The organism is Bacillus cereus group sp. RP43 (assembly GCF_040459645.1).
In the GTDB taxonomy this organism is placed as follows: Bacteria; Bacillota; Bacilli; order Bacillales; family Bacillaceae_G; genus Bacillus_A; species Bacillus_A mycoides_C.
Map to the genome: position 1 here is coordinate 1,973,042 of NZ_JARVHQ010000001.1, position 24,489 is coordinate 1,997,530.

Consider the following 24,489-nt stretch of genomic DNA (forward strand, 5'->3'; position numbering starts at 1 on the left):
AATATAAATATCAATAGACAAAGAGGATTATTTCGATGGAATCAATCGGAAATACCGATTGAAAAGAGGGATGATAAATGGAGATAAAACAATTAATTACATTTAAAGTAGCGGCAGATACTTTGAACTTTACACAAACTGCGAAGAAATTAAACTTTGCTCAATCGAGCGTGACAGCGCAAATTAAAACGTTAGAGGATGAGCTCGGTACACCACTATTTGAGAGATTAGGGAAACGTCTTTTCTTAACTGAAGCAGGAAGAAAGTTTCAACTATATGCGGACAAGATAATCGCACTTAGTAACGAAGCGAAGACGGCTGTGAAAGATGATGAGGAAATAGCAGGTACGTTAATAATAGGTGCACAAGAAAGTCAATGTACATACAGACTGCCTTCTATATTAAAGCGGTTTAAAGCGCAATTTCCCCAAATAAAACTTATATTTAAACCCGCACATTCCAATAAAGATGCGAAGGAACAATTGATGGAGGGAAAAGTAGATCTTGCATTTATTTTGGACGAATGTAAAACAGAAAATGTTCTGCATGTGGAGCCACTTATGAAAGAAGAATTAAAAGTAGTAGCTCCTCCTACGCATCGTTTACTTGAACAGGCTTCTGTTTCTATAAAAGATTTAGAGATTGAAACACTTTTACTAACAGAATTAGGCTGCTCATATAGGACTTTATTTGAAGAGCTATTTCGTGCTGAAGATGTATATCCAGCAAATAAAATTGAGTTTGTTAGTGTTGAAGCAATTAAACAATGTGTTATTGCAGATTTAGGTATAGCCGTTTTACCAGCGATAGTAGTAGAAAAAGATATACGGGAAGGGATGTTAAAGGAGTTAATGTTAAAAGAAACAATACCTCCGATTTATACACAAATTGCTTGGCATAAAGATAAATGGATGACAGCACCACTGCAACAATTTATTGATGTAACGAGGGAGTTTTTTGCAAGGGATTAAGTGGAGAAATATTTGTTTTAAATGAGAGGGAAAATGGCACCTTTGTATAGAGAGAACCGATGCTTGAATGAAACAAGTGTCGGTTCTTTTATGTTTTAAATAAAGAATGCTATAAAATGTGTATTTCTCAACTTTTTTCTTACAAGGATAAGTAAAATTCTTCATATATTCCAATAATCATAAGGGAATTTACAACGTGTATTCGTTTCTGTAAGATGCCTCTAGGAAGCATGAAAGGAGGGCTTACATAGCAGTATAGGTTGTCTTTAGTATACGTACTTATTTTGAGGGGGAATTTAAAATGTTTAAAAAGTTAATGAAAGTATGCGTGTTAAGTGCGGCAAGTATAGGTGTATTATTTAGTTTCCAAGGAAGTACATTTGCAGCTACTGATTTAAGTAGTTATTATGACGGGAAAAATCCAGCAACAACGAAAGTATACGGGGGAAGTACGACGTGTGATGCAGATGGATTTAATGCAAAGTCTACAGCGGTGTACGAAGGTAGTAAAAAAGTAGGGACAGTGTATTTACGTTACAGTAATAAATGTCACGCAGCATGGGCTAAGTTTGTGTTAGATCAACCAGCACCAGCTGTTTCGGGAGGAGTGTACGCGTACGCTGTTGTAAATAAATACAAAAATGGTGTATTCCAAAAATCAGTTACTTCTAATCAGGGGAACGGCACAATAAAAACAGGTCAAACGAGCACTTATACAGGAATGGTATTTGATTTAACTGCTGATTTCGGATACACAGCAGATGCTGAAGCAGTTACGTTTAATAACGGTTACGGGAAAACAGCACGTTATTAATAAAGGAGTGAAATTATATGAAACTTTTAAAAAAGACGAGTGCATGTTTATTGCTATCTTTACTCGTTGTAACTAGTATGTTTAGCACGACTAATAGCGATAAAGCATATGCAGAAGACCATTCATATGATGGGAAAAGCCCTTATTATAATAGCTGTGATCAATCTGCAGTAACGAAAGAGAAGAAATGGATAGATTCAAATTCTTATGTAGAATTAAAATTTAGCACCACTTGTAAGACGGCTTGGGCAAAAGTTACTGTAACTCGTCCAGCAGTTTATAATAATGAAGCTGATGCAAGGATTGTTAGAAAAACAGATGGAAAGGCATACACTTGCGGAAGTGCTGGAGGAAATGGTGTTGTAAATAAAGGGCAAACATCATGCTATACGCCAATGGTATATGATTTAGATCCAAGAAAGGCGCAAGCGCAAGGGAAACATGCAATTCCGAATAGTGATGCTTATAATTATGCGGAGACTATTTGGTATTGATGAGGATATGGAGATTGTAAGGTAGAATATTTTAAGAGCATGTTTTGGAAAATAAATAAAACATGCTCGATCTTTTTTGTAGTTTAGAACAATCGAATTAACTAAGGTCTGTATCAGGGGGAGTGTACCCAAGGTGACGAGCCATTGATACAATTTGTCCTTTATGATGAAACTCATGTGTTTCCGTATGAGTTAAAAGCCATAGCGGAGTTGTGCTCCAAGGTTCTTTTTGCCATTTCACTTCATTTGCTATATTTTCGAGCCAACGGTCATTGTATTCATCTAAAAAACGTATTACAACCGCATCTGCTAACTTAAACCTAGCACGAACTTTCTCGATATCTGCACGCTCAATTTCATAATCACTAGCAAATGAAAAATCTGCTCGTTTTTGCTTGAATGCGAATGATCCAAGCCAGTATCGATAGCAATCGGCTACATGAATATGTGTCTTTATAATGCTACCGCTCCCGAAATTCGGAACAGTGCTATGTAATTTTTCTAGTGGGATTTCTTCCAAAAACGAAAATAGAGTTTCTCTTGTAGAGCTAATAAGATTATATTGTTGTTTTAAAATATGTAACATGCAAGTACACTCCTCTTTTATTTACTAAACTATTTGTGTAGTAAGTAATTCTATATTTACGAGGAGTGAACCTTTTTATTATTTTTACTAAGCATATTAGATGTATTTCTTATTTGTTTCTGATAGATTAAACAAGGTGAAACTTTAATAAGTTGAACATTCTTAGTTCATAACAAATTGTACATCAAGAAGGGGAACGATAAAATGAATAGACTAGTGGGTTTAAAACAATTTGAAATAACGCGTGGGGCATTACTTAAATTTATGGAAACGTTAGATGATAAAACTGCAGATACGCAGCCAGAGGGCTTTAACAATACAATTCGTTGGCACATCGGTCACGTGTTAACAGCAGCAGAAACATTCATGTTTGGAAGAGAGTTTAAACAATTACCAACGGAATATCCAGGTATGTTTGGATATGGATCAAGACCATCTAAATGGAAAACAGAAGGGCCATCGTTAGAAGTGTTAATGGCTCAATTAAAAGAACAAGCAAAACGTATTAACGAAATGCCAGCAGAAGCATTTGAAAATAAACTGCCAGAGCCATTCCTAGGATTGGAAACAGTAGGGGAGCTTTACGGTATGATGCTTTATCATGAAGCGGATCATATTGGGCAAATGAAGGCGATGGAACGTATTATTAAAGCTCTTTAGTTTTGAGTAAAGTTCACTTGCATATAAAAAACAAAATTACAGATGTATTGTTAAATAATATAAAGACAAAAAAAGATAGATAATTTATTATCTATCTTTTTTTGTTGTTGAACTTCTTGAAGGACTATGAACGCTTACCATCGTGATGCTGATGAAGGGGGAATAATTATTATTTCTTTGTTTTACATAATAGAAAAATATTGAAGATGATACAGAAGAAAGTATAAAGTTACAAAATCTGTATGAAATAGAGTGTTCCTAAATATGGAATATACGTATAATAATAGAGAAGAACTAGAAATAGGGGTGAATACTATGATTACATTAGAACAAAAGTTGGAGCAATATAAACATACATATGTACAGTTAAAGGGAGAACTAAAATGGAAAACGAGTGATTCTCGAACAGGAATAATGATTGCTGCTATGTATGCAGGTAGTGATAAATTGTTTGATCTCGGACGTTTTTTAGAAATTAGTAGTTATATTAAGAATCAGGTAGGGATGTTTTCATACTTAAAGTCTTATCATCGTTTTGTAGTGGCCGCAACATTAGATATTCACTTTACAGATTACAAGAAAGCTTTTCGGAAGTTTTTAGATTTATATGAACAATTGGTCACTGGTGGCTTTAGCCGGAGTATATTTACTTATCTCGCAGCAGCTGTGCTTTTAACAGAAGAAAATGAACAGTATGGCACACACATTCAGCGTTCGATGCAAGTATATAAACGCATGAAAAAGGATCACCTCTTTCTTACAAGTACAAATGATTATCCGCTCGCGGTTTTATTAGCAGGACAATCAGAGAATGTAGAAACACTTATGGACCGAGTGGAACGTCTTTATCAGAAACTAGCGACAGCTGGCTTGCGTAAAGGGAATGATCTTCAATTTTTGAGTCATATTCTCTCACTAAAGAAGGATGTCAGGGAAGAAATATTAGTTGCAGAATGCACAAATATATGGAATTTGTTAAAGCAAGAAAAGGTAAAAGTAAAACAGATGCATTACCCAGCTATCGGGCTACTAGCGTTACTAGAGGACGGAGAAAAAGAGATTCATTCTATTCGAGCATTTATTGAAAAATTGCAGGGGGATAAATTATTCCGTTGGCATACAGATACAAATATTCTTATTGCTATTCAACTGTTCGTAAGTCAGAAAGGTGAGGAAAGTAAAGCTACCAACACAGGTTTACAAACAATGATAGAAGTCCTCATACAAGCACAACAGGCAGCCATGATGGCAACGATTGCCGCTTCATCTGCAGCAACATCTTCTGTTAGTAGTAGTTCATGATGTGCAACTGCTTATACTCTTGTAAATTATAACTCCTTTGATAAGGACGGTTTAAAAAATATTACTAAAAAAAGCCCATCACTCTCTAATGATTGATGGGCTAATTGTTTTTACATAATCAGCATTATCTTTTCGATTCCTTCAAATGTTTGAGTTGCGTAACAATCATAATGCTAATAACAACGAGTAAAAACCATGAGCTAATTTTGCTTAAGTGAACGAGATTCCAAGCTTCCCGTTGATTTGGATATTGCCATGCTCCGAAAAATGTTGCGATGTTCTCTGCAATCCAAATAAAGAAACCGATAAGGAAAAAGGAGAGAACGAGTGGCATTTTATATGTAATGCCTCGTAAGGAAAATTCCACAAATGTGCGAAAGAAAACAATGAATAAAATTAAAGTTAATACCCATCTAAAGTCATATAGAAAATGATGTGTAAAAAAATTAAAGTAAATCATTGCTCCTAGAGGTATTGCAAAAATAGCTTTCGGCCAATGATGCATTTGTAAATGCAATCTTCTCCACGCTTGGCATATGTAACTTGCAACACTTGCATACATAAAACCACTGTAAAGCGGAACTCCCAAAATCTTCGAATACGCCTCTTCGGGGTAACTCCATGAACCGAAATGTACTTTATATATTTCTAGCAAAAGGCCGATGAGGTGGAAGAAAGTAATTACTTTTAGTTCGTCTTTCGTTTCAAGACCCGTCTTATACATCACCCACTGCATAAGAAGACATACGATGAGTATGAAATCATAGCGATATAACCCTGGGATAGAAATGATTTTTGATAGGGCTAGTGTTAAAAAAATAAAGACTGGGAACAAACAGGATAACGCTTGTTCATAAGTAAAATGTAGTAGTTGTTTTACATAAAACATTGTTTCACCTTCAATATATTTATTTAAAAAATCAAAATAATAATTCAGTATACTATAAATTTTAAAATATAACATCGCAATACTTTGCATGTATTTGTAAGTTTTAGAAGGGAATTGTAATAAGTATTTTAATGTTGTAACAAAGTAAAAAAATAGTTTGCTATTTAAAAAAGGTGGGGATATAATATCTAAATGAAAATGATAATTATTATCAATAATTATTATAAATAAAAAATAATTATAAAAAACAACTGAATATAAAGGATGAAATGAAACATGTTACATAAGTCTACTGTACATGCTGGCAATAATCGCTGGATACATATTAAGTTCATTTCTTTCATGAGCTTAACAATTTTATGCTTAATGGGGTCTATATTTTTAGCTGTTGCATTCGGTGCAAAGGATATTCATTTGCAAACGGTGTGGGCAGCGGTTTTTGATTACAATCCGAAATTAACGCAGCATCAAATTATTTATGAGCTAAGACTTCCAAGGGTGATTGGAGCGGCAGTTGTAGGTGCTGCTTTTGCAGTCGCTGGGGCTGTGATGCAAGGGGTAACACGAAATCCTTTAGCTGATGCAGGTGTGCTCGGAATAAATGCGGGTGCGATGTTTGTAGTAGCACTTAGTTTTGCTTTTTTCCCGCATATGCCGTATTCCTACTTAATGATTGTTTCCTTTATTGGAGCAGTTTTAAGTACCGTACTCATTTTTATTATCGGATCGGCAACATCAGGAGGGTTAACACCGATGAGGTTAACGATTGCTGGAGCAGTTATGGCAGCGCTTTTACACTCATTAAGTTCAGGTATTGCAATTTATTATGATTTAAGCCAAGATTTAGCGTTTTGGTTTGCCGGTGGTGTTGCGGGGGTTAAGTGGGAACACTTGAAACTTTTAGTGCCTATTATTCTCATAACGGTTGTTTTTGCGACAGTGCTAGGGCGATCTATTTCACTCATATCAATGGGGGATGATGTTGCTACGAATTTAGGTGTGAAAACGAACCGAACGAGAATACTTGGGATGATTATAGTAGTTATTCTTGCGGGTGTCTCTGTTTCAGCTGTTGGTTCTATTGGATTTTTAGGACTAGTCATCCCACATATTGCTAGAAAATTAGTTGGTGTTAATTATCGCCTTATTATTCCTATGTCAGCATTATTAGGAGCTATGTTATTGGTGTTAGCTGATTTAGGAGCAAGAACAGTAAATCCTCCTAAAGAACTTGCGATAGGGATTATGGTAGCTCTTGTTGGAGTTCCGTTCTTCCTCTATATAGCACGTAAAGTTGGGAGGGAGTTATAAGTGAAGGGTCTTTTTAACACGGATAAAAAGAGAGCTATTACTGTAACTACAATTTTCGGTTGTATGGGTATCGCTGTAATTTTAATTAGTTTAAATACAGGTACGCTGAGTATCGCACCGCTCAAAGTAATTCAAACGCTTTTTGGTTATGGTGATTTTGAGAGTGCGACAGTGCTGTACGATTATCGTATGCCAAGAATAATTATTACAATGTTAGCAGGAATTGGCCTTGGGGTTTCCGGTGCGATTTTGCAAGGGCTATCTCGTAATGCACTCGCAGATCCCGGTATTCTCGGATTACATTCGGGTGCATCTTTCGGGCTTATTGTATTCGTTACGCTCTTTCATTCTATTAATGAGAGTGCATCGATTTTAATACCGTTATTTACATTTGGCGGAGGAGTGTTAGCTGCATTTCTTATTGTTTTGCTTGCGAGTGATCGGTCAAAAGGTTTACTTCCCATTAGACTTATTCTGGTTGGTATTGCAGTTTCAGCTGGTTTTAGTGCACTTTCATTATTTTTCTCGCTCAAGTTAAATGATGAGACGTATACATTCGCTTCTAGATGGTTAGTTGGTAACGTGTGGGGAAGAGATTGGATTCATGTCCTAGCATTATTACCTTGGATTTTGATACTAACTCCGTACGCATGGCTGAAATCTAAAACGTTAAATGCACTGTCCCTAGGTGATAGTGTAGCAGCAGGACTTGGTGTTTCTGTTCAAAAAGAACGATTACTACTTTTAGCTACGGCGGTCGGATTATCTTGTGCAAGTGTATCGATGGCAGGAGGGATTGGTTTTATCGGTCTAGTTTCTCCGCATATCGCAAGAAAGTTAGTAGGTACTACATATCAACATTTCCTTCCGTTAGCTGGCATTATTGGAATGATTATTTTAGTACTCGCAGATACGATAGGTCGTTCTGTATTCGAGCCAAACTCTATTCCAGCTGGTGTAGTAGTAGCGGCTTTAGGAGCGCCGTATTTTCTTTATTTACTTACAAAAACAAAATAAATACTTCAAAGAGGAGAACATATGAAAAAGAAACTTTCCATTTTATTTAGCATTATGTGTATTTTAGTATTAGCAGCATGTGGTCAATCGAAACCTAATGAAGAGGCAACTAAAAAAACGGAAAAAAGTAATGACCCAAAAATTGCTTCAATGTCTATTCACTTAACAAATGATTTACTTGCATTAGGAATTACACCAGTAGGTTCTGTTATTGGTGGAGATTTAAAAGATTTCTTACCACACGCAAAAGAGCAGTTGAAAGATACGAAGAAACTTGGCGTTGCAACAGATCCAAACATGGAAGCGTTACTTCAATTAAAGCCAACTGAAATTTATGTTGATGAAAAATATGCTGGCAAAGATTTAGCGAAATACGAAAAAATTGCAACAACACATTCTTTCAATTTAGATGAAGGTACGTGGAGAGATCATTTAAAAGAAGTAGGTAAACTTGTAAACCGTGAGAAAGAAGCGGAAAAGTATATTCAAGATTACGAAGAGCAGACAAAACGAGTGAAAAGTTTAATAGATAAAGAGTTAGGTAATAATGAAAAAGTAATGGCAATTCGCGTTACTGCAAAAGAATTACGTGTATTTAGTACGAAAAGACCGATGGGACCAATTTTATTCCAAGACTTAGGATTACAACCTGCAAATGGTGTGGAAAAAATTGATGGAAACCGTCCTTTCGAAGTCATTTCACAAGAAGTATTACCTGACTTTGATGCAGATGCGATTTTCGTTGTTGTAAACAGAGACGATAAAGCAAAAGCAGCATTTAAACAACTTCAAGAAACACCAATTTGGAAAGACTTAAAAGCTGTAAAAGATAAGCACGTATACATTATTAATGACCAACCATGGCTTGACTATTCTGCTTTAGGAAATAAAATGGCGATGGATGAAGCGGAGAAAATGTTTACGAAATAATACAGTTTTGCTATTAGGAAAGGCCCTCTAAATTTGGAGGGTCTTTTTATTGTTAGAATAAATAAAAAATTATACAATGAAGTTAATTTAATGAAGAGGAGATGTGCCGATGTCAGCGCTTATTGTAAGTATCCCGTTTATACAACAGTTCAAAGGACAAGGGGATAAATAGGCTAGAATAATTGTCCCCGCTATTTAATAAAGGGGGAGTTTGAAATGACGATGAATCTTTTTCAAAATAAAACTATTAAATTATCAGCTATTAGAGAAGCAGATGCTGAAGTAATGGCTATGTGGCAAGAGGATAGTGAATATTTAAGAAATGTAGATACAGACTTAGCATTCCCGCAATCGTTACATGAAATAGCGAGTGATGGGCTATTAAAGGGACGGAGATCCAATAGTGTTTCTTTCATGTTAAGAACAGTTCAAGATGATCGTTTAATTGGTTTTGTTGCAATTCACGGCATAGAGTGGAATAACAGAACAGGTTTATTAGCAATTGGTATAGGAGATGCAAATGATAGAGGAAAAGGATACGGGAGAGAAGCATTGCATCTTATATTAAAGTATGCTTTCTATGAAATGAATTTACACCGCATTGGCCTCGATGTTATTTCTTATAATAAAGCTGCCATTGCATTGTATAAAAAGATGGGTTTTCAGATGGAAGGGTGTATGAGAGAAGCAGTACAGCGAGATGGAAAGTGTTTTGATCGTATGATTATGGGGATATTGCGGGATGAATGGATAGAGCTGCAGAACTAGCAAAAACATACAGAATAATTGTGTAGTGCAGGAAGAAAAGTTGTAATATTCAAGTAATAACGAGCGAAGGAGTGTACTAATGGAAGGTTTATCTTCATTAAGAGAGTGTTTATACCAGCTAGAGGAACGATTACTTAAACCAGAGGTTCGCACATCTCAAAAGGAGCTTAAAAAGATACTTGCCGCTGATTTTTTTGAGTTTGGAAGTTCTGGTAAAGTTTTATATAAAAATGAGGATATCGATAAAAATGGAATTGGTGTGGTAAAAATGACTTTGAGTGATTTTGAAGTACATCCATTATCCAAAGATGTAGCATTAACTACTTATCGAATATTCAATGAAATAAATAATCAACACTCGTTACGTAGTTCGATATGGAAATTTAGAGAAGGAAGATGGCAAATGTATTTTCATCAAGGTACACCTGCTAAATTTTAGTGAAGCTTTTTGTATGAAAAAGAAACTATAAAGAATAGAATTGTTGAATACATTAGTCTTATAAATAAAGGACTAATGAAAGTTGTCTTTCTAAAATATCTAAATTTGTTCTTAAAAGGGTCTTGTTAATAAAAGTACATTCCATATTATATATGTAGTATGCAGGAGATATAATGGTAATTGGCGAAATTTTACAGTGAACTGATTGAATTTATCCCGCATTAACGGGCAGTAAAATTCCCACCTCAAAATTCAGGTGGAGCAAAGAAGTTAGGTGGGAGTCGGACTGCCCGTAAACGCCCGATTGGTTCAACTAATAATCAGTGGGGGATGAACAAAACCCCCACTGATTAAAGTTTCACTTTATAAGGAGTTATGCAAAATGAACTTAGAAAAAAGTAAGCCAGTAAACGAAGAGGTCGCTGAATTAAAAGAACTAATTAAAGAACTACACGGAAGTGTACATCAACTTCAAAGTGAAGTGCAGCAACTAAGGCACGAAAGACCAGTTGTTGAAGTGAGAAAAGGTGTTCAATTATCACCAACAATCATCGGACAAATTGGTGGTATGATTTTAGGTGGATTAGCAATTATAGGTATATTTTGGTGATGAAAAAAGGTTTGCAGCATAGTGCTGCAAACCTTTTGTATTTGACGATATAATTTCATGTAATACACCTTTTACATTAAATAACGTAAATAAATGTAAGCATGTGATAACAATAGCGCAATGATTGTTAATGGGAAACCGATTTTTAAGAAGTCCATATAAGAGAATCCGTGTCCTTCACGTTTTGCAATACCAGCAACGACTACGTTTGCTGATGCTCCAATTAATGTTCCGTTTCCTCCTAAGCAAGCTCCAAGAGATAACGCCCACCATAGTACTTCGATTTGCGGGGAATCGACAGATAGTCCGAGTCCTGTAGCTAAATCTTGAATAAGCGGGATCATCGTTGCGACAAATGGAATGTTGTCGATTGTCGCAGATGCGATGCCGGATACCCATAAGATAAGTATAGCAGCGAAACCGATGTCGCCATTTGTTACGTTAAGTACTTGTTGTGCAAGGGAAGAAATGAGTCCGATGTCAATTAACCCGCCAACGAGAACGAATAGTCCGGCGAAGAAGAAAATGGTTACCCATTCAACGTGAGCAAATATATCTTCTATCTCATGTTCTTTCACGCCGATTAACATAAGAAGTGTAGCACCTGTCATCGCAATTACTGCAGCATCTACATGAATAATAGAATGAAGTACGAAGCCTAAAATAGTTAGTCCTAAAATCGTAATCGATTTTAAAAGGAGAATTTGATCTTTAATATAATCTTTTTCATTTAATTCCATTAATATTTTAATTTGCTCAGTTGTTGTTTTTAGTTTGTTACGATACATGAAGTAAATAATGCCAAGTGTCACGATAGAAATAATAATTACGATTGGAGCTAAGTTAAGTAAAAAGGCATTAAAGTCTAAATGCTTATTTGCTGATCCAATCATAATGTTAGGTGGATCACCAATTAGTGTTGCTGTTCCACCTATATTTGAAAATAATACTTCTGAAATCAAATAAGGAACAGGGTTTACTTTTAAAATACGTGTAATGGATAGTGTAACAGGAACGATTAATAAAACGGTTGTTACGTTGTCCAAAAATGCAGAACCGACAGCGGTTAATAGGGATAGTAATAATAAAATGCGGATTGGTTTTCCGCCAGCTGCTTTTGCTGCTTTAATGGCTACAAATTCAAATACACCTGATTGACTCGTAATATGTACGAGAATCATCATACCAATTAAAAGGGTGATCGTTTCCCATTGAATATGTGATGTGAAAACAGTATGTAAATCTACAATTCCAAAAATAATCATAATAGCAGCGCCGAATAGTGCAATTACAGCACGATTCAATTTCTCAGAAATAATAAAACCGTATGTGACTAAAAATACGGCAATTGCAAAATAATATTGCCAATTTGCTACTTCATGTACTGATTGTTCCAATCGTGTCACCTTCTTTAAAGTATGTATTCAATTGTAAATATGCATCCCTCTGCATAATTTATATTGTAGCAAATTCAAAAAAGAAAGAAAACTATTTCACAAAGTGAAGGAAAAAATGTGTTTTTTACATATCATATAAAAAATATAAAAAACACAGTGCAAATTATTAGGAAAAGTGAGCGTTGTCCTCTAATATAGAGATAGCAATTTACATTATTTTTGCGTAAAATGGTTTAAAGAGGTGAATTCCGATGGAAATAGTAAAAGATAGTTCTCTTATTCAAAATGAAATTGAACGTTTTGTAAATAAAGATGTATATATTCATTTAGAAACGACGAACGGAGCGTATGCGTCACACTTTAATGAAAAGATGATGACAGTTGGAGCATTCATTCGAAATGCAATCATTCGATTTGAACGCGGGAAGATTACGGGAACAAACCCATACCGAGTTGGTCTAAAGATGGATCATGGCTGGGTATATGCAGAAGGTATTACGCACTGGGAAGTAGACGATAAAGAGCGTTTATTACTTGCAGGGCATGATAATCAGGGCCGCTTAGCGGTTGCACTTGAGTTAAGCTTAACGCCATTTAAGTAAGAAGGAGGGAAACTTATGGAGAGACATGTACTTGTTGTATTTCCGCATCCAGATGATGAAGCATTTGCTGCGGGAGGAACAATTCGCTTATTAACAGATCAAGGAGTACCTGTAACGTATGCGTGCGGTACTCTAGGACAAATGGGACGTAATATGGGGAAAAATGTATTCGCTAACCGTGAAACGATTCCAAATATCCGCGAAAAAGAATTGAAAGATGCATGTGAAGCAATGGGAATTCAAGATTTAAGAATGCTTGGTTTCCATGATAAAACGTTAGAATTTGAAGATGTTGATTTCGTTGCAGATAAAATTGAAGCGATCATTCAAGAAGTAAATCCATCTCGAATTATTACATTTTATCCAGAGCACGGCGTACATCCAGATCATGATGCATTTGGTCGCGCTGTAGTTCGCGCCGTATCACGTATGTCAAAAGAAGAACGTCCAGTCATTCATGCGGTTGCAATTACGAGAAATCGCGAAGCAGTACTCGGTGAACCGGATGTTGTAAATAATATTAGTGAAGTATTTGAACATAAATTAGCTGCGCTAGGCGCGCACCGTTCACAAACAGAAGCGATGCTTGAAGAAACGCATGCAAAAATAAAAAATAAAGATGCAGCAACATTAAAATGGCTACAACTTGAACAATTTTGGACTTATAAATGGGAGTAGGCTAGAAGGATATCTTCTAGTATCTCTTACATATAAAAAGCGCCGTCACTTGTGATGGCGCTTTTTTGTGCTATTGTTTCGTACTAGCCAAATACATGAGCATGTGGAATTTTTCGTCTCTTACATGATAATCGAAATAAGGTCCTGGATCTGTACAGTAACCGATATTTTCACTTTGCGTGATTTGAAATTCGTGGCCTGATAAATTTTCTTCTAAGTATTTTGGATATAAAATATGTTCGTGAGAATTTGGATATAAGGCTGAAATATTTTTCAAGGATTTGGCCGAACTATCATAATATGAGTATCCGCCGACAATTGTTGAACTGTTATGTAAATAGTTTTTTAGAACGTGAATTGGGAACTGCGGATTGAGCAGTGAAAAATCAGTTACTGAAAAACTATCCACAAAAACATCGATGCTAAGCGGTTTCAATGGCAGATTTAAATCGGAATTCAAAATATAAAGGACGCGCGGCTTCGGATTCATACGTTCAATTCTGTTTCTAACCTTCTTGAGCATCGCAAGCGAATAGCCACTGAATACATAGGACGCGCTTGTTTCAAGAACATCGATATATTTGGGTAGTGACACAAAAGCGTCAACGTTTGTTTCCACAATTAATTTGTTTTTCAAATCTATATTTTGTAGAACTTTTTGAAACTGAAAATTAATTTTTTCAAATAAGTTAATCATTTTGGGATTGATCTCTTTAATCGTTTCTTTATCGTAAAAATAAGATGGATAAGGAGACGTCTCGTACAAATTCGCGGTAATGATAATACCCTCTTCGATAGCTGCCTCGTATCCACAGGTACAAGTTAAACGCCCCGTGTGAATGTAAACTTTTTTAATCGTTACATCTTCCATTTCAAGTGGAATGCGGCACTTCGGACAATAGAGCAAATTTACAAAGTCAAGCGGGATTCCTGTAATATTCTCTTCTTTGGATGAAGGTGAGCTAGTTTGAGCTGCTTTTTCAATCAATTGGATAGCTTTTGATATGTCTTCTTTTTTCTTGGTTAGCTCGTCCTTTTTATCAATGAGCAAGTTGTTGTAGTAGTCGATATCCTCATGGTCTGAGAAGTTTGTGACACGCCGATATGATAAAATTCGTTGGATTTCTATCAATGAAAAATGAAATTTTTTCAGCTCAGTAATAAAAGCCATGTCGTCGAAACACAATTGGTTCATTTGATACTGGGTGTTTTTTTTGTCTGGTATTAATAATCCTAGTTCAATGTAATAACGAACGGTATCAGTCGTAACATGAAAAAGCTTCGCAAATGTACCAATTTTCATAGATGTCCCCCCAATGAAAAAAGTGGAGTTACTCCATTTTTTTCGCAAAATGACTTCAAAAAACTCTCAAATGGCTATTGACTTGGAGGAAACTCCAAGTCATATTATTAATTCAATAAGTGTGAATATTGTGAATATTTTTGACTGTATTGTAACATACATGTCACGAAAGGAGAAGGATTAGCTATGGATAAGATGGATCATATGGATACTCTCTCACTATGGACAGCGACTGCAAACAGCTATGACAAAGGAAAACCTCTTGAAGGAAATGAAGAGGCGGATGTTGTCATTATTGGCGCAGGTTTCACAGGTCTTTCTTCTGCATATCATTTGCAAAAGTTAGGGAAGAGTGTCATTGTCCTTGAGCAGGAAACAATCGGATATGGCGCAAGCGGTCGCAACGGTGGGATGGTATTGCCGGGCTATAAGTCAACGATGCAGGAGCTTGCCAAGAAGTATGGTGCCGAAGAGGCGAGGCAGCTTAACGATCTTTCTCTGCTTAGTGTTGAATTAGTTAAAAACATTATCGACGAGCATCAAATCAACTGTAATTTTAGAAAGACAGGTCACATTGTGGCAGCTTACAAAGCCAAGCATTTTGAAGGATTGAAACTTGAAAGTGAATACTTAAACAAAAATTTTGGATATGAATGTAGCGTGCTTAATCGAAGTCAGTTGCATCAAGAAATTGATTCCCCGCAATATTATGGTTGCTTAGTCGACGACTCGAGCTACTCGTTCCAACCACTGAACTATGCAATTGGTTTGGGAGAAGCAGCTAAATCGATCGGCGCAAAAATCTTTGAGCATTCGAAAGCACTATCTATTGAGTACGGCCGAAATAGTGTGAAAGTTGTAACAGAAAAAGGTGCTGTTACTGCGAAAGACATTATTGTGGCTACAGATGGTTACTCTGGAAAAATCATGACGGAACTGAATAAAGGCGTACTGCCAATTTCAGCACGTATTATTGCTACTGAACAGCTTCCAGAATCACTGGTGAATGCCATCATTCCTAAAAATCGCATGGTTTTTGATACAAGCAGTTTCCTTTACTATTTCAGGCGCACACCAGATAGTCGGATCATATTTGGCGGTGGCGATATTCGTCCAAACTTAGGTGATGCTGTTTATCAAAATGTTTACGATGCTATGGTTAAAATAATGCCAAAACTAGAAGGAAGCAAGATTGATTACAGGTGGGGTGGATTTATCGGGGTTACAATTGATACGTTCCCGGTTATCGGTAGATCCAAAGAAGGCGCATATTTCGCAACGGGTTATACGGGCCATGGTGCGTCTCTCTCGACATTGTTTGGTAAGTTATTGGCACAATGGATCGTTACGGGGAGTGCAGGTGGATACCGATTTGAAAAGGAACGCCTCAAATCATTTCCATTCTATAATCAGAAAACGATGCTGGTCAATATAGCACATATTGGTTTCAAACTGGTAGATATTATCGCGTAAAGGAGAGGTGTTTATGGAAATTAACATGTTCATTGACGGGAAATGGGTAGAAGCATTATCAGGTGCTAGAAGAAACATTATCAATCCTGCAACCGGAGAGGTTATCGCAACGTCTGCTCATGGATCAGCAGATGATGCGAAGATAGCAATTAAGGCGGCTCGTAACGCGTTTGACAGCGGAATCTGGTCGGATTTATCGGCTGATGAAAGAGCTGACTATCTATATAAGATTGCAGACCGTCTTGAAGAGAAGACAGCTGAAATTGCCCGTTTGGAAACTGCAAATAACGGTAAGGTTATTCGTGCAACAACCTATGTAGATATTCCTGTATCGATTCAATGTTTCCGCTATTATGCTGACTTGATCAAAGGTATGAAGAAGGAATCTTACACTCGTGCTGATTCTTCGGAAACAATTATTATCCATGAACCGATTGGTGTTTGTGGACTTATTGTACCTTGGAACTTCCCACTTATGCTAGCTGTTTGGCAAATTGCTCCTGCACTTGCCGCAGGAAATACAATTGTAATTAAGCCTGCCGACGTCACTCCTGTAAGCTTATTCAAATTATTTGAAATCATCGAAGAGGTTGGACTTCCCGACGGAGTAGCAAACCTAGTATTAGGACCTGGCTCAAAGGTTGGAAATGAGCTTGCAGAGAGTCACGATGTTGACAAAGTTGCCTTTACCGGTGGAACAAAAACAGGTCAAAGTATTATGCGCGCAGCTGCGGGCAATATGAAAAAAGTCACACTTGAATTAGGCGGGAAATCTCCACTTATGGTGTTTGACGATGTGGATTTTGAAACGGCAGTCGATAATGCGATGTTTGGTATTTTCCACAACGCTGGGCAAGTTTGTTCAGCTGCATCCCGTTTGCTTGTACAAGAGACCATTTACGATAAGTTTGTTGAAAGATTGGCCGAGCGTGCGAATAAAATTGTAGTTGGAAACGGAGAAAGCGAGAATATCGAAATGGGAGCTCTCACAACCGAGTCTCATATGAATGACGTTTTACATTATATAAAGAGCGGAATTGAAGAAGGTGCAAAATTAGTTTGTGGTGGTAAACGTTTAACAGAAAATGGGCTTGATCGAGGGTTTTTCATCGCACCAACAATCTTTGCTGATGTAAATGCGGATATGTGTATTGTTAAGGAAGAGATTTTTGGGCCAGTCCTTGTTGTACAGAAATTTAAAGATGAGGAAGATGCCATCAAAAAAGCGAATGATTCCATTTATGGATTAGCTGGTGCTGTATTTACTGAAGATATGGACCGAGCAAAACGTGTTATTAGTAAATTGCGTGCGGGAATTACTTGGATTAATAGTTATCATCTTGCTTATGTTGAAGGTCCTTGGGGCGGATATAAGCAAAGTGGAATCGGTAGGGCTTTAGGTGTTGCCGGACTGGAGCATTTTATGGAAACAAAGCAAATCAATATCCACCAGCATGCCAAGCCTGTAGGTTGGTATGTGAATTAATTGAGCTTAACTTGCTATATAAATTATTTGTAAGGGGATATGCTCATGAAAATAGTGGACAACCGTCCGTCATCGAACATAGAGAAGCCAGAAGGAATGAATAAGTCGGTGGATGATTCAGTGCTCGGAACCAAAAGTATTCCGTTACTATATTTACGGTTTGCTTTGGCAGGAATTATGGCTAATGTAATTCTAGGAGTTGTATCGGTTATCGATGGCTATTTCGTTAGTGGCTTTCAGGAGCTGGAAATCGAAGGGATAGGAATTGGATTTACCGTTATGGTTATTACCCGTATGATCGGTGTTCTTTTGGGGGTGGGAGCCGGAGCGGTCATTTCACTTCGACTGGGAAAAGGAAAGCTAGAAGAAGCTAGAAGTATTATGGGACAAACTTTATGGTTTACTCTTTTCCTTTCCTCTTTGTTAGCTATACTTGGATTGGCCTTTGAAACTGATATTATGATTCTATTCGGAGCAAGTGATGAAGCGCTTCCGTATGCGGTGCAATATAGCCGACTACTATGGATTTCGTTGCCATTAACGATATTGGCCGTTGTATTAAGTATTTTAGCCAATATCGATGAAAAACCTATATTATCAATGAACAGTTGGTTAGTCGCAGCGGTTGTTGCTGGGACTATGGAATGGATTATGGTAGTGAAGTATGACATGGGGATGATGGGTTCTTCATGGGCTAATACGATTTCGCAATCGATTCCTGTTCTCTTAATCTTTTATTTCTGGTTTGGTAAAACGAAACTTAAGCCAAAAATGAAAGATGTGATGATTAATCTCAAGAAGATTGGTGAAGTAGTTTGGACGGGTTTTGCATCTTTCTCTAGTCAGTTCATGATGTTTATTGCAATTATTTTCACCAACAATTTACTGCAAAGCTATGGAGGTGGTCTGCACGTTGCAGCTTTCACGATTCAAAATGGTTACATTACAAATCTCCTCGCTTTAGCGGCGCTCGGTGGGATGACAGGGCTTCAACCGATTATTAGTTATAATTACGGTGCAGGCAACCTTGATCGTGTGAAACAAGCAATTAAGATGGGACTCATTTTTACAGTTTCCTTCTTTGTGATCGTGACAGCCATACTAGTCATTTTTGCAGATCCAATTGTGTCATTTTTTTCCGGCGGTAATCCTGAATTACAAAAACTGGGCATTTGGACGACGGTTGTATTCAATAGTTTGTTTACACTTAGTGCAGTTAGCTTGCTTGTCTCTGGTTATTTTGAATCACAGGAGAGAAACTGGTCCGCAACGTTTATTAGTGTAAGCAAAATATTATTGTTCATGTTACCATTTTTATTTATTTTCCCGAAATTCTGGGGTGTAGAAGGTGTATGGTACGCTGCTCCTGCTGCAGAAATTCCAGGTGTTCTCATTGCCATATACTTTATGAGAAAAGAGTTCAAACGTTTAAAGGTTACCAATGTTAAAATAGTAGATTTATAGGAACGTATTCCGTCAAAATTACAAATAAGAGAGAGGGTTATCATCATGTTTTTTGCGAAAAAAATTACAGCAGAAGAAGCAGAGCAACTAGGTGCCAACACATGGGAACCATGGGTAGGCGAACCGAATAAAGGAACGTGGCATGTAGAAGAACAGGAAGTTTTCTATGTGACAGACGGTGAAGTATTTATTACTGTTGATGGAAAAAAATATCATATTACAAAGGACTGGATCGTTTCCTTGGATAAGGACCTTGTTTGTGAATGGGATTGTCCAGTGTTTTTGAAAAAGAATTATAAGATGAACCATGAGATTCATTTGAAATAATGTGAACTGAGGAATGGGAAAATGCTAATCAGATGACGGCTTTTGCATATGCAACGGATAAGAAATTCAGATTAGTAATGTTGAAGAAATGTAGTGGAGTTTATGCAAATACGTTTACATACCGTCTTGTGAATGCGCTTTCTTTTTGAGTGTCACAAATACATAGGACGGTTATCTTAAATTAGGAGGTTTCACCATGGCAGTAACGAAAGATGTACAAACGTTGAAAAATTACATTGGTGGACAATGGATAGAATCTACAAGTAAACAAGTGGAAGATGTACCAAATCCAGCAACAGGAGAGATTATTGCTCGTGTGCCGCTTTCTACTAAAGAAGATTTGGATAGAGCTGTAGCAACTGCGAAAGAAGCATTCCAAATATGGAAAAGGGTTGCTGTACCTCGGCGTGCTCGTATTCTATTTCGCTATCAACAGCTTTTGATTGAAAACTGGGAAGAGTTAGCTAAACTCGTTATCTTGGAAAATGGAAAAAGTTATAAAGAAGCTTACGGTGAAGTACAGCGAGGGATTGAATGTGTTGAATTTGCCGCAGGTGCACCTACTTTAATGATGGGAGAGCAACTTCCTGATATTGCGACTGGTGTTGAATCAGGGATGTATCGTTACCCGATCGGAGTAATCGCAGGAATAACGCCATTTAACTTTCCGATGATGGTGCCATGCTGGATGTTCCCACTCGCGATTGCATGCGGAAATACGTTTGTATTAAAACCATCTGAAAGAACACCATTGCTGGCGAATCGCATAGCTGAACTGTTTAAAGAAGCAGGTCTTCCAGATGGAGTACTAAATGTTGTACATGGTGCACATGACGTCGTGAATGGCATTCTTGACAATGAGGATGTGAAGGCTGTATCTTTCGTTGGTTCTCAACCTGTCGCTGAGTATATATATAAAACAGCAGCAGCTAACGGCAAACGTGTACAAGCTCTTGCAGGTGCAAAAAATCATTCGATCGTATTAAAAGATGCGGATCTTAGTTCTGCAGTGAAAGAAATTACAAGTGCTGCCTTCGGTTCAGCTGGTGAAAGATGCATGGCGGCGGCTGTTGTTGTTGTGGAAGAAGACGTTGCAGATGAACTTGTTAATAGACTGCTTCAAGAGGCGAATGCTATTACGATTGGTAATGGGCTGGAAGAAGGTGTGTTCCTTGGTCCCGTTATTCGTGACGGACATAAAGAGCGTACACTCGGATACATTCAATCTGGTATAGAGCAGGGAGCGACACTTATTCGTGACGGACGTGAAGATGATGCAGCAAACGGTAACGGTTATTTTGTTGGCCCAACAATTTTTGACAATGTGACACAGGAAATGAAAATCTGGCAAGATGAAATCTTCGCACCGGTTCTTTCTGTTGTACGTGTAAAAGACTTGGTGGAAGCGATTCATGTTGCTAATGCATCACCGTTCGCAAATGGTGCATGCCTATACACCGATAGCGCGAAAGCAATTCGTGAATTCCGTGAAGAAATTGATGCAGGTATGCTTGGGGTCAATCTTGGGGTTCCTGCTCCAATGGCATTCTTCCCATTCTCAGGTTATAAGAAATCCTTCTATGGTGATCTCCATGCAAATGGAAAAGATGGCGTAGAATTCTATACTCGCAAGAAAATGCTTACGGCTCGTTATTGAAAGATTGATGTGAAACCATAAAAGAATAGAATGGAGTTGGTGATTGTGCAAGCGACAGAACAAACACAAAGTTTGAAACAAGCAGATGAGAAGTACCTTTGGCATGCAATGAAAGGAGCATCCCCTAATCCAACGAATTTAATTATTACAAAAGCAGAAGGAGCATGGGTGACGGATATTGATGGAAACCGTTATTTAGACGGCATGTCCGGTCTTTGGTGCGTGAATGTTGGCTATGGCCGAAAAGAGCTTGCAAGAGCGGCTTTTGAACAACTGGAAGAAATGCCATATTTCCCTCTGACACAAAGTCATGTTCCTGCTATTAAATTAGCAGAGAAATTGAATGAATGGCTTGATGATGAATATGTCATTTTCTTTTCTAACAGTGGATCGGAAGCAAATGAAACGGCGTTTAAAATTGCTCGTCAATACCATCAACAAAAAGGTGATCATGCACGTTATAAGTTTATTTCACGCTATCGTGCTTATCACGGTAACTCAATGGGGGCTCTTGCAGCAACAGGTCAAGCTCAGCGAAAGTATAAATATGAACCGCTTGGGCAAGGGTTCTTGCATGTAGCACCGCCTGATACGTATCGCAATCCAGATGATGTTCGTACACTGGCAAGTGCTGATGAAATCGATCGTGTCATGACATGGGAGTTAAGTCAAACAGTAGCCGGCGTGATTATGGAGCCGATTATTACCGGGGGCGGAATTTTAATGCCTCCTGATGGATATATGGAAAAAGTAAAAGAAATTTGCGAGAAGCACGATGCGTTGCTCATTTGTGATGAAGTTATATGTGGATTTGGCCGGACAGGGAAACCGTTTGGATTTATGAATTATGGTGTTAAACCAGATATTATTACAATGGCAAAAGGTATTACAAGTGCATATCTTCCTTTGTCAGCAACAGCAGTTAGACGAGAAGTTTATGAGGCATTCGTAGGCAGTGATGATTATGATCGCTTCCGCCATGTAAATACGTTCGGAGGAAATCCTACAGCTTGCGCCTTAGCTTTGAAGAATTTAGAAATTATGGAGAATGAGAAACTCATTGAACGTTCCAAAGAATTGGGTGAACGACTGTTATATGAATTAGAAGACGTAAAAGAACATCCAAACGTAGGAGATGTTCGCGGAAAAGGTCTTCTTTTAGGTATTGAACTAGTGGAAGATAAGCAAACGAAAGAACCGGCTTCCATTGAAAAGATGAACAAAGTCATCAATGCTTGTAAAGAAAAAGGTCTAATTATTGGTAAAAATGGTGACACTGTTGCAGGTTACAATAATATTTTGCAACTTGCACCTCCATTAAGCATTACAGAGGAAGACTTTACTTTTATCGTTAAAACAATAAAAGAATGTTTATCCCGCATTAACGGGCAGTAAGACTCCCACCTCAAAATGCGGCTGGAGCAAAGAAGTTAGGTGGGAGATTAACTGCCCGTAAAAGCCCGATTGGTTCAACTAATAATCAGTGGGGGATGAACAAAAACCCCCCACTGATTAAAGTTTCACTTTAGCTCAACTTTAATTAATTATTGATAAATCTTGTTAAAAAGCGGAAGAGCCTATTGAGAGATACAACTTTAAATACTGAATGAATTATTCGAAAAGAGTAATTCCGAAAGGGTTGAGTTTATGAAAGCTGATGTTGTCTTGATAAATGGAGAAGTTATTACAGTAGACCAAAAGAATACAGTGGCCGAGGCTGTAGCAATAAAAGATAATCGTATCGTAGTTGTTGGTTCGAATCAGGAGGTTAAGAGTTTTATAGGAGAAAAAACGGATGTAATTGACCTGCAAGGAAAAACGCTTCTTCCTGGATTCATTGATTCCCATCTTCATCTCATTTCTTATGGGCAAAATCAGTTGGCTATCAGTTGTAAAGCTGAACATATTGATTCTATCGAGGCTTTGTTAGATGATCTGAAAAAGAAGGCATTAGAAACGCCAAAAGGTGAATGGATACGTGCTTGGGGATTTAATGAAACCGCTGTGAAGGAAAAGCGTTATCCAACAATTACTGAGCTGGATGAAGTTTCAGTTGAACATCCTATTATGATAACCCGTACTTGTCACCATATAAGCGTAGTGAACAGCAAAGCATTAGAAATTGCGCGAATTAACGAGAACACACCGAACACGAGTGGGGGAGTTATTGAAAAGGATCAGGCAGGAAAGCTTACAGGAAGGTTAATTGAAGCAGCAAATATGAGGATGAGTGAGGTTGCAAGTTATAAAGAAAGTGAAATGATGAAGGCAGTAAAAATTGCATCAGATCATTTCGTTGCAGCAGGCATAACAAGTATACATGACGCAGGTGGAGATGGACCTGAGAGTTTTCGTTTACTACAACAAGCTGTGAAGAGTAGGGATATTTGTGTCAGAATATATGCAATGATATGTCAAATAAATAACTCCCATGAATTTGTTAATAAAATGGTCGAAGCTGGTGTGGTAACTGGTACCGGAGATGAGAGATTTAAAGTTGGACCAGCTAAATTGTTTACAGATGGAAGCAGCACTGGGCCTACAATTGCAACCCGTGAACCGTACTCTAGTGACTCTAACAATAATGGCATTCTTTATTATAGTGAGGAAGAAATCTATCAAGTTTTAGGTGAAGCACATAAAAAAGGCTATCAAATCACTGTACATGCACAAGGTGATAAAGCTATTGAAATGTATTTAAATTGTGTAGAAAGGGCGCTAGAGGAATCACCAAGAAAAAATCATCGTCATCGGATTGAGCACGCGGGAATTTCTTCACCAGATTTACAAGAGAGAATGAAAAACCTCGAGATAGTTCCAATTCCGAATCCTCCATTTCCATATGAATTTGGAGAGATATATGCACGGCACTATGGTGAGCGTGTTAACCACATGTACGCTGCTCGTGATTTTATTGATCGTGGCATCATTGCAGCAGGTAGTTCGGACGCGCCAGTTACTGACTATAATCCTTTATTAGGAATTCATGTTGCTGTTAATAGAAAAAGTAAGTCTGGGATGGAGATTGGTGCGAATCAATCTATAAGCGTAATGGAAGCTATTAAACTATACACATGGAATGGCGCTTATGCGAGTTTTGAAGAAGAGATAAAAGGAAGTATAGAGGTCGGTAAGTTAGCGGATTTAGTTATATTAAATGACAGCATTTTAAATGTCAATCCAGACCAAATTAAAGATTTAAAAGTAGAAACAACTATTATTGATGGAGAAATTATCTATCAAGAAAAACAATCAGTGAAAATTTAGCAATAAAAAAACGCCCCTTCAATTGTTTAGTTGCGCTTTTTAAA

At 37.4% G+C, this 24,489-nt stretch carries 24 protein-coding genes; 20 read left to right on the forward strand and 4 right to left on the reverse strand.

Annotated elements, in window-relative coordinates; genetic code table 11:
* Window positions 1–77 precede the first annotated feature (77 nt).
* The 3 genes from QCI75_RS10315 (at window position 78) to QCI75_RS10325 (ending at window position 2,279) form a co-directional block, all read left to right on the forward strand.
* Window positions 78–971 carry a LysR family transcriptional regulator gene (locus QCI75_RS10315; protein WP_353760395.1) on the forward strand — a complete coding sequence of 298 codons (894 nt, stop codon included), beginning with the start codon at window positions 78–80 and terminating at the stop codon, window positions 969–971.
* Window positions 972–1,272: 301 nt separating this feature from the next.
* Complete coding sequence (locus QCI75_RS10320; protein WP_000473732.1) at window positions 1,273–1,785, forward strand: YjfA family protein; 513 nt, start codon at window positions 1,273–1,275, stop codon at window positions 1,783–1,785.
* 17 nt (window positions 1,786–1,802) lie between these two features.
* A complete protein-coding gene (locus QCI75_RS10325; protein WP_063548184.1) occupies window positions 1,803–2,279 on the forward strand; it encodes a DUF2690 domain-containing protein in 477 nt (158 codons plus the stop codon).
* A 97-nt stretch (window positions 2,280–2,376) separates the two neighbouring features.
* On the opposite strand, the gene QCI75_RS10330 is transcribed toward QCI75_RS10325, so the two are convergent.
* Window positions 2,377–2,865: a DinB family protein gene (locus QCI75_RS10330; RefSeq protein WP_144503656.1), complete on the reverse strand. Its 489-nt coding sequence runs from the start codon at window positions 2,863–2,865 to the stop codon at window positions 2,377–2,379.
* 204 nt (window positions 2,866–3,069) lie between these two features.
* Here QCI75_RS10330 and QCI75_RS10335 point away from each other — a divergent pair, with 204 nt between their 5' ends.
* Both QCI75_RS10335 and QCI75_RS10340 read left to right on the forward strand, forming a co-directional pair.
* Window positions 3,070–3,525 carry a DinB family protein gene (locus QCI75_RS10335; protein ID WP_144503654.1) on the forward strand — a complete coding sequence of 152 codons (456 nt, stop codon included), beginning with the start codon at window positions 3,070–3,072 and terminating at the stop codon, window positions 3,523–3,525.
* A gap of 264 nt (window positions 3,526–3,789) precedes the next feature.
* A complete protein-coding gene (locus tag QCI75_RS10340; RefSeq protein ID WP_353760396.1) occupies window positions 3,790–4,827 on the forward strand; it encodes a DUF4003 domain-containing protein in 1,038 nt (345 codons plus the stop codon).
* A gap of 124 nt (window positions 4,828–4,951) precedes the next feature.
* Here QCI75_RS10340 and QCI75_RS10345 read toward each other — a convergent pair whose 3' ends face one another.
* Window positions 4,952–5,716, reverse strand: coding sequence for a DUF817 domain-containing protein (locus QCI75_RS10345; protein ID WP_353761514.1), 765 nt, complete (start codon window positions 5,714–5,716; stop codon window positions 4,952–4,954).
* Between the two features lie 276 nt (window positions 5,717–5,992).
* On the opposite strand from QCI75_RS10345, the gene QCI75_RS10350 reads away from it, so the two are divergent.
* The 6 genes from QCI75_RS10350 (at window position 5,993) to QCI75_RS10375 (ending at window position 10,791) form a co-directional block, all read left to right on the forward strand.
* Window positions 5,993–7,027, forward strand: coding sequence for a FecCD family ABC transporter permease (locus tag QCI75_RS10350; RefSeq protein WP_353760397.1), 1,035 nt, complete (start codon window positions 5,993–5,995; stop codon window positions 7,025–7,027).
* The gene (locus QCI75_RS10355; RefSeq protein WP_144503646.1) at window positions 7,028–8,044 is read left to right on the forward strand and encodes a FecCD family ABC transporter permease; all 1,017 of its coding nucleotides are present in this window, start codon (window positions 7,028–7,030) and stop codon (window positions 8,042–8,044) included.
* A gap of 21 nt (window positions 8,045–8,065) precedes the next feature.
* Window positions 8,066–8,974, forward strand: a complete 909-nt coding sequence (locus tag QCI75_RS10360) for an iron-hydroxamate ABC transporter substrate-binding protein (protein WP_144503643.1) — start codon at window positions 8,066–8,068, stop codon at window positions 8,972–8,974.
* 216 nt (window positions 8,975–9,190) lie between these two features.
* Window positions 9,191–9,742: a GNAT family N-acetyltransferase gene (locus tag QCI75_RS10365; protein ID WP_353760399.1), complete on the forward strand. Its 552-nt coding sequence runs from the start codon at window positions 9,191–9,193 to the stop codon at window positions 9,740–9,742.
* A 79-nt stretch (window positions 9,743–9,821) separates the two neighbouring features.
* On the forward strand, window positions 9,822–10,181 hold the full coding sequence (locus QCI75_RS10370) for a nuclear transport factor 2 family protein (protein WP_353760400.1): 360 nt from the start codon (window positions 9,822–9,824) through the stop codon (window positions 10,179–10,181).
* Between the two features lie 382 nt (window positions 10,182–10,563).
* Window positions 10,564–10,791 carry a coiled-coil domain-containing protein gene (locus QCI75_RS10375; protein WP_002033458.1) on the forward strand — a complete coding sequence of 76 codons (228 nt, stop codon included), beginning with the start codon at window positions 10,564–10,566 and terminating at the stop codon, window positions 10,789–10,791.
* Window positions 10,792–10,862: 71 nt separating this feature from the next.
* Here the strand turns inward: QCI75_RS10375 and QCI75_RS10380 are convergent, their stop codons facing one another.
* A complete protein-coding gene (locus QCI75_RS10380; protein ID WP_353760401.1) occupies window positions 10,863–12,188 on the reverse strand; it encodes an ArsB/NhaD family transporter in 1,326 nt (441 codons plus the stop codon).
* 251 nt (window positions 12,189–12,439) lie between these two features.
* On the opposite strand from QCI75_RS10380, the gene QCI75_RS10385 reads away from it, so the two are divergent.
* Window positions 12,440–12,790, forward strand: a complete 351-nt coding sequence (locus tag QCI75_RS10385; protein ID WP_000407039.1) for a YojF family protein — start codon at window positions 12,440–12,442, stop codon at window positions 12,788–12,790.
* A 15-nt stretch (window positions 12,791–12,805) separates the two neighbouring features.
* Window positions 12,806–13,468, forward strand: a complete 663-nt coding sequence (bshB2, locus tag QCI75_RS10390) for a bacillithiol biosynthesis deacetylase BshB2 (protein ID WP_046957847.1) — start codon at window positions 12,806–12,808, stop codon at window positions 13,466–13,468.
* 70 nt (window positions 13,469–13,538) lie between these two features.
* On the opposite strand, the gene QCI75_RS10395 is transcribed toward bshB2, so the two are convergent.
* On the reverse strand, window positions 13,539–14,771 hold the full coding sequence (locus tag QCI75_RS10395) for a MerR family transcriptional regulator (protein ID WP_144503637.1): 1,233 nt from the start codon (window positions 14,769–14,771) through the stop codon (window positions 13,539–13,541).
* 186 nt (window positions 14,772–14,957) lie between these two features.
* On the opposite strand from QCI75_RS10395, the gene QCI75_RS10400 reads away from it, so the two are divergent.
* The 7 genes from QCI75_RS10400 to QCI75_RS10430 all read left to right on the forward strand — a co-directional run bounded on the left by QCI75_RS10400 (window position 14,958) and on the right by QCI75_RS10430 (window position 24,445).
* Complete coding sequence (locus QCI75_RS10400) at window positions 14,958–16,244, forward strand: NAD(P)/FAD-dependent oxidoreductase (RefSeq protein WP_353760402.1); 1,287 nt, start codon at window positions 14,958–14,960, stop codon at window positions 16,242–16,244.
* Window positions 16,245–16,257: 13 nt separating this feature from the next.
* Window positions 16,258–17,730 carry an aldehyde dehydrogenase family protein gene (locus QCI75_RS10405; RefSeq protein WP_353760403.1) on the forward strand — a complete coding sequence of 491 codons (1,473 nt, stop codon included), beginning with the start codon at window positions 16,258–16,260 and terminating at the stop codon, window positions 17,728–17,730.
* Between the two features lie 45 nt (window positions 17,731–17,775).
* Window positions 17,776–19,194 carry an MATE family efflux transporter gene (locus QCI75_RS10410; RefSeq protein WP_144503631.1) on the forward strand — a complete coding sequence of 473 codons (1,419 nt, stop codon included), beginning with the start codon at window positions 17,776–17,778 and terminating at the stop codon, window positions 19,192–19,194.
* 45 nt (window positions 19,195–19,239) lie between these two features.
* Complete coding sequence (locus QCI75_RS10415) at window positions 19,240–19,521, forward strand: cupin domain-containing protein (protein ID WP_353760404.1); 282 nt, start codon at window positions 19,240–19,242, stop codon at window positions 19,519–19,521.
* 196 nt (window positions 19,522–19,717) lie between these two features.
* On the forward strand, window positions 19,718–21,178 hold the full coding sequence (locus QCI75_RS10420) for a CoA-acylating methylmalonate-semialdehyde dehydrogenase (RefSeq protein ID WP_353760405.1): 1,461 nt from the start codon (window positions 19,718–19,720) through the stop codon (window positions 21,176–21,178).
* Between the two features lie 30 nt (window positions 21,179–21,208).
* The gene (locus QCI75_RS10425) at window positions 21,209–22,573 is read left to right on the forward strand and encodes an aspartate aminotransferase family protein (RefSeq protein ID WP_353760406.1); all 1,365 of its coding nucleotides are present in this window, start codon (window positions 21,209–21,211) and stop codon (window positions 22,571–22,573) included.
* 252 nt (window positions 22,574–22,825) lie between these two features.
* Window positions 22,826–24,445, forward strand: coding sequence for an amidohydrolase (locus QCI75_RS10430; RefSeq protein ID WP_353760407.1), 1,620 nt, complete (start codon window positions 22,826–22,828; stop codon window positions 24,443–24,445).
* Window positions 24,446–24,489 lie beyond the last annotated feature (44 nt).

What these genes read in the sequence shown, in the direction of transcription:
- QCI75_RS10315 (WP_353760395.1), top strand. Translation starts at nt 78, where the DNA reads ATGGAGATAAAACAATTAATTACATTTAAAGTAGCGGCAGATACTTTG.
- QCI75_RS10320 (WP_000473732.1), top strand. Translation starts at nt 1,273, where the DNA reads ATGTTTAAAAAGTTAATGAAAGTATGCGTGTTAAGTGCGGCAAGTATA.
- QCI75_RS10325 (WP_063548184.1), top strand. Translation starts at nt 1,803, where the DNA reads ATGAAACTTTTAAAAAAGACGAGTGCATGTTTATTGCTATCTTTACTC.
- QCI75_RS10330 (WP_144503656.1), bottom strand. Translation starts at nt 2,865, where the DNA reads ATGTTACATATTTTAAAACAACAATATAATCTTATTAGCTCTACAAGA.
- QCI75_RS10335 (WP_144503654.1), top strand. Translation starts at nt 3,070, where the DNA reads ATGAATAGACTAGTGGGTTTAAAACAATTTGAAATAACGCGTGGGGCA.
- QCI75_RS10340 (WP_353760396.1), top strand. Translation starts at nt 3,790, where the DNA reads ATGGAATATACGTATAATAATAGAGAAGAACTAGAAATAGGGGTGAAT.
- QCI75_RS10345 (WP_353761514.1), bottom strand. Translation starts at nt 5,716, where the DNA reads ATGTTTTATGTAAAACAACTACTACATTTTACTTATGAACAAGCGTTA.
- QCI75_RS10350 (WP_353760397.1), top strand. Translation starts at nt 5,993, where the DNA reads ATGTTACATAAGTCTACTGTACATGCTGGCAATAATCGCTGGATACAT.
- QCI75_RS10360 (WP_144503643.1), top strand. Translation starts at nt 8,066, where the DNA reads ATGAAAAAGAAACTTTCCATTTTATTTAGCATTATGTGTATTTTAGTA.
- QCI75_RS10365 (WP_353760399.1), top strand. Translation starts at nt 9,191, where the DNA reads ATGACGATGAATCTTTTTCAAAATAAAACTATTAAATTATCAGCTATT.
- QCI75_RS10370 (WP_353760400.1), top strand. Translation starts at nt 9,822, where the DNA reads ATGGAAGGTTTATCTTCATTAAGAGAGTGTTTATACCAGCTAGAGGAA.
- QCI75_RS10375 (WP_002033458.1), top strand. Translation starts at nt 10,564, where the DNA reads ATGAACTTAGAAAAAAGTAAGCCAGTAAACGAAGAGGTCGCTGAATTA.
- QCI75_RS10385 (WP_000407039.1), top strand. Translation starts at nt 12,440, where the DNA reads ATGGAAATAGTAAAAGATAGTTCTCTTATTCAAAATGAAATTGAACGT.
- bshB2 (WP_046957847.1), top strand. Translation starts at nt 12,806, where the DNA reads ATGGAGAGACATGTACTTGTTGTATTTCCGCATCCAGATGATGAAGCA.
- QCI75_RS10395 (WP_144503637.1), bottom strand. Translation starts at nt 14,771, where the DNA reads ATGAAAATTGGTACATTTGCGAAGCTTTTTCATGTTACGACTGATACC.
- QCI75_RS10400 (WP_353760402.1), top strand. Translation starts at nt 14,958, where the DNA reads ATGGATAAGATGGATCATATGGATACTCTCTCACTATGGACAGCGACT.
- QCI75_RS10405 (WP_353760403.1), top strand. Translation starts at nt 16,258, where the DNA reads ATGGAAATTAACATGTTCATTGACGGGAAATGGGTAGAAGCATTATCA.
- QCI75_RS10410 (WP_144503631.1), top strand. Translation starts at nt 17,776, where the DNA reads ATGAAAATAGTGGACAACCGTCCGTCATCGAACATAGAGAAGCCAGAA.
- QCI75_RS10415 (WP_353760404.1), top strand. Translation starts at nt 19,240, where the DNA reads ATGTTTTTTGCGAAAAAAATTACAGCAGAAGAAGCAGAGCAACTAGGT.
- QCI75_RS10420 (WP_353760405.1), top strand. Translation starts at nt 19,718, where the DNA reads ATGGCAGTAACGAAAGATGTACAAACGTTGAAAAATTACATTGGTGGA.
- QCI75_RS10425 (WP_353760406.1), top strand. Translation starts at nt 21,209, where the DNA reads ATGGAGTTGGTGATTGTGCAAGCGACAGAACAAACACAAAGTTTGAAA.
- QCI75_RS10430 (WP_353760407.1), top strand. Translation starts at nt 22,826, where the DNA reads ATGAAAGCTGATGTTGTCTTGATAAATGGAGAAGTTATTACAGTAGAC.